The organism is Aeromicrobium sp. Leaf272, from assembly GCF_001422865.1.
GTDB lineage: Bacteria > Actinomycetota > Actinomycetes > Propionibacteriales > Nocardioidaceae > Aeromicrobium.
Genome location: NZ_LMMY01000009.1, coordinates 408,518 through 409,456, shown reverse-complemented (window position 1 = coordinate 409,456; position 939 = coordinate 408,518). Strand labels below are relative to the sequence as shown.

Sequence of the window (939 nt, the reverse complement as noted above, 5' to 3'; positions counted from 1 at the left end):
AGGTGAAGCGCGTGCCGGAGGTCCAGGTGCCGGTGGAGACCCGCATCCGGCGGGTGGCGACGGTGCTTCCGGACAAGGTGGCCTTGCCGACCCGCTGCACGTAGCGGGTGGCGCTGGACGCGCGGGTCACGGTCCCGTAGCCGGAGCGGCTGCCGGTCGTGCGCACCGTGATCCGCTTGCCCACGGCGGACGAGGGGATGACGAGCTTCGAGCGAGTGGCCCCGGCAATCGCCACGCCGTCGGCGTACCAGCGGTACCGGACCGTCATGCCCTTCATCCACGTCCCGCGCTTGGCGGTCAACGTCCTGCCCTTGGCCGCGGCCCCGGAGATGCGGGGCACTGCGGCCGCGGTCACGACACGGAGCGTCGACGCGGACGTCGCTGCCACGGTGGGGAAGTTCTCGTTGCGGCCGGTCACGCGCACGCTGATCCGTCGACCGCCCTGAGCCTTCGTGAGCTTGAAGGAGCTCAGCCTCGCTCCGGTGATCGCCTTGCCGTCGGCGAACCAGCGATAGGTGTGGTCGGTGCCCTCGGTCCAGGTCCCGGTCGCGGCCCTGAGGGTGGCCCCCACGAGCAGGAGGCCGGAGATGGTGGGCAGGGCCTTCGACTGCACGCGCTGTGACGGAGCCGACGCCTCGGTCACCGAGCCGTAGCCCTCGAGCGATCCTCGGACCTCCACCGAGAAGGAGCGACCCACGGAGCTGGAGGACAGCGGGAGCGTGGCGGCGGTCGCCCCGACGAGCGGGTCGCCGTCCGCGAACCACTGGAACGTGTGGGTGGTCCCGGGCGTCCAGGTGCCGGGCACGGCGGTGAGCGTGTCGCCCTCGAGGGGGGTTCCGTCGATGGTGGGGGCGGCGGTGCCGAGGACGCGCGGAGTCGGGGCGGAGCGATAGGACCCTCCGGCCTGCTCCTCGGTGTCGGGCACCGTGATCTCCACGG

Annotated in this window: 1 protein-coding gene; it reads right to left on the bottom strand. The window is 72.4% G+C overall.

The window, feature by feature from the left end; genetic code table 11:
- A partial coding sequence (locus ASF38_RS17825) for a hypothetical protein (RefSeq protein WP_235497371.1) occupies positions 1-939 on the bottom strand: 939 nt, incomplete at both ends.